The sequence below is a fragment of the Finegoldia magna genome (assembly GCF_018371055.1).
GTDB lineage: Bacteria > Bacillota > Clostridia > Tissierellales > Peptoniphilaceae > Finegoldia > Finegoldia magna_I.
Map to the genome: position 1 here is coordinate 1 of NZ_JAGYZD010000193.1, position 3,233 is coordinate 3,233.

The following is a 3,233-nucleotide window of genomic DNA, read 5'->3' on the forward strand; positions in this document are numbered from 1 at the left end:
AGAAAAATGTTTTATTCAGGAGAAGCTGATTGGTATCATATTAAACGATTAGTTGAAGCTGTGAATATTCCTGTTTTTGGAAATGGAGATTGTTTTACAAAAGCAGACATAAAACGAAACATGGAATACTCAAATTGCGATGGAGTTTTGTTGGCAAGAGGAGCAATGCAAAACCCATTTATTTTCAGTGATGATGAGACTAAAACAAAAGAAGAAGTAATAGATACAATAAAAAAGCACATGCAATTAAAATTAGAATTTTATGAAGAAAGACGTGCTATTTTAGAAATGAGAAAACACATTCAATGGTATCTAAAAGGCTTTAAAAATTCTAATAGAGTTAAAAATGAAATCAATCAATTAACAGATATTGATCAAATATATAAAATACTAGATGAATTTAAAAATGAATAGTTTAATCATATACTAAAAACTTGACAATTATGCCTTTTGTTATATAATTTTAAAATATATGGTTAAAATAAGGAGAATAGATTATGGCAGATAAAGAATTTTTATTAACTCAAGAAGGCTTAGATCAACACAAAGAAGAACTTGAGTTTTTAAAGACTACTCGTAGAACAGAAATAGCTGAGAAAATCAAAGTTGCCAGAGGATTTGGCGACCTTTCTGAAAATGCAGAATATGATGAAGCTAAGAATGAACAAGCACAAGTAGAAGAAAGAATCAACTATCTTGAAAACTTGCTACTATATGCAAAAGTAATTCAAGATGACGAAAATCAAAAAGATGTTGTGACAGTTGGATCAACAGTAACTTACAAAAACTTAAAGTCAAACAAAGAAATGACTTATAAAATAGTGGGAACAGCAGAAGCTGATCCTTTTGAAGGTAGAATTTCAAATGAATCACCAACAGGAAAAGCTCTGTTAAATTTAAAAGTTGGTGGCACTACTACAGTTGAAACACCAGGTGGAATCGTAGAATTAAAGGTATTAACTGTAAAGAAAGGATAATAATGGAAAACTTAAACGAAATGCTTCAAATTCGTAGACAAAAGTTACAAGAATTATTAGACGCAAATGAAAATCCATACGTTCATGAAAAATTTGACAATGCTAATAATACCAAAGAAATCTTGGATAATTTTGATGAATTTGATGAAAAAGAAGTTAAAATAGCTGGTAGAATAATGAGCAAAAGAGGCCATGGAAAAGTTAATTTCATGGACTTACAAGATTCTGTTGGCAGAATACAATTATTTAATAAAGTAAATGAATTAGGCGAAGAAAACTACGCAAAAGTTAAAAATATGGATATTGGGGACATTGTTGGTGTTGAAGGAACTATTTTCAAGACTCAAAGTGGGGAAATATCTATTAGAACAAAATCAGTAGTTTTATTATCTAAATCATTACAAATATTACCTGAAAAATGGCACGGATTAAAAGATCCTGATTTGAGATATAGACAAAGATATGTAGATTTAATTATGAATCCTGAAATCAAAGATACATTCATAAAAAGATCTAAAATTATTTCAGCAATCAGAGAATTTTTGGATACAAGAGGATTCTTGGAAGTTGATACTCCAATTTTGAATACAATAGCTGGTGGAGCAAATGCTAGACCATTCATTACTCATCACAATACTTTGGATATCGATATGTATTTGCGTATCGCTAATGAATTGTATCTAAAAAGATTAATTGTCGGTGGATTTGACAAAGTTTATGAAATGGGTAGAATGTTCCGAAATGAAGGAATGGACCATACACATAACCCAGAATACACGGCAATAGAATTATACCAAGCATACGCTGACTACAATGATATGATGAATATCACAGAACAATTAGTTGCATTTGTTTGTGAAAAAGTAAATGGTTCTACTAAAGCTCAATTTGGTGAAACAGAAATTGACTTTACACCACCATGGAGAAGAATCACAATGGTTGATGCAATTAAAGAATATGCTGACATTAATTTTGACGAAATCGAAACAAATGAACAAGCTCGTGAAGTTGCCAAAGCAAACAATGTAGAAATAAGGGACAATATGTCACGTGGTGAAGTAATCAATGAATGTTTTGAACATTTCTGTGAAGAAAAATTAGTTCAACCAACATTCGTATTGGGTCATCCGGTTGAAGTAAGTCCATTAGCTAAAAGAAATCCTGATGATGAAAGATATACTCACAGATTTGAAGCGTTTGTATGTACAAAAGAAATCGCAAATGCGTTTAGTGAATTGAACAACCCAATCGACCAAAAAGAAAGATTCTTAAAGCAAGTTGAAGCGAGAGAGAATGGCGACGACGAAGCGCAAATGATGGATTACGATTTCTTGAATGCATTAGAAGTAGGACTTCCACCAACAGGCGGTTTGGGAATTGGTGTTGATAGACTTATAATGATGTTAACTAACAATGAATCAATCAGAGATATAATGTTGTTCCCAACAATGAAGCCAATAGGCTTAGAAAAGGCAGAAAATGGGGGTTTGTCAAAAGAAACTTACGAAACTTACGACAAACTTACGACAGAAGAAATTGACCTTTCAAAAGTGAAAGTTGAACCATTATTTGAAGATATGGTAGACTTTGAAACTTTCTCAAAATCTGATTTTAGAGTTGTAAAGGTTAAAAACTGCGAAGAAGTTCCTAAGTCAAAAAAACTTTTGAAATTTACATTAGATGATGGTTCTGAAAAAGAAAGAGTTATTTTATCTGGTATTAAGGAATATTACAGCGCAGAGAGCTTAATTGGAAAGACACTACTTGCAATTTGTAATCTTCCTCCTCGTAAGATGATGGGAATCGACTCAGAAGGTATGATTATATCTGCAATTTGTGAGTATGACGGTGAAGAAAAACTTAACTTAATAATGCTGGATGATAATATTCCAGCAGGATCAAAATTATATTAAAGGACACGCTAATTATGAAACTGGGGTTTGTTATGAATCCCAGTTTAATTTTTAGGAGTATGTATGAGATGGATAATTAGAATAATTTTATTACCGATAAGATTAGTGTTGAGTTTGCTCATAGCTTTTTTAACCTTCATATTAAGTTTGAGTACTGCGTTGTTAAGCGTAGTTTCTACTTTGATTTTTATAATTGGAATAGCTAGCATTTTTCAAGGAGACAAGCAAATTGTAATTGAAGCACTAATATTAGCATTTTTATTTAGTCCATTTGGATTACCTAAATTAGGTATATATGTTATTGGATTATTAGAATTATTAAACTATACAATAAAATCAATTT

At 31.1% G+C, this 3,233-nt stretch carries 4 protein-coding genes; all 4 read left to right on the forward strand.

Translation table 11 applies throughout. The annotated features are described in order from the left end of the window. Window positions 1–414, forward strand: a 414-nt coding sequence (locus tag KHW44_RS07740) for a tRNA-dihydrouridine synthase (RefSeq protein ID WP_304068028.1), incomplete at its 5' end; no start/stop codon positions are given. Between the two features lie 83 nt (window positions 415–497). Then, window positions 498–977 (forward strand): transcription elongation factor GreA, encoded by a 480-nt coding sequence (gene greA, locus KHW44_RS07745; RefSeq protein ID WP_294685492.1) that lies wholly within the window; start codon window positions 498–500, stop codon window positions 975–977. 2 nt (window positions 978–979) lie between these two features. Then, complete coding sequence (gene lysS, locus KHW44_RS07750) at window positions 980–2,890, forward strand: lysine--tRNA ligase (RefSeq protein ID WP_304068034.1); 1,911 nt, start codon at window positions 980–982, stop codon at window positions 2,888–2,890. 63 nt (window positions 2,891–2,953) lie between these two features. Continuing rightward, window positions 2,954–3,233, forward strand: a 280-nt coding sequence (locus tag KHW44_RS07755; protein WP_001267200.1) for a CD1845 family protein, incomplete at its 3' end; no start/stop codon positions are given.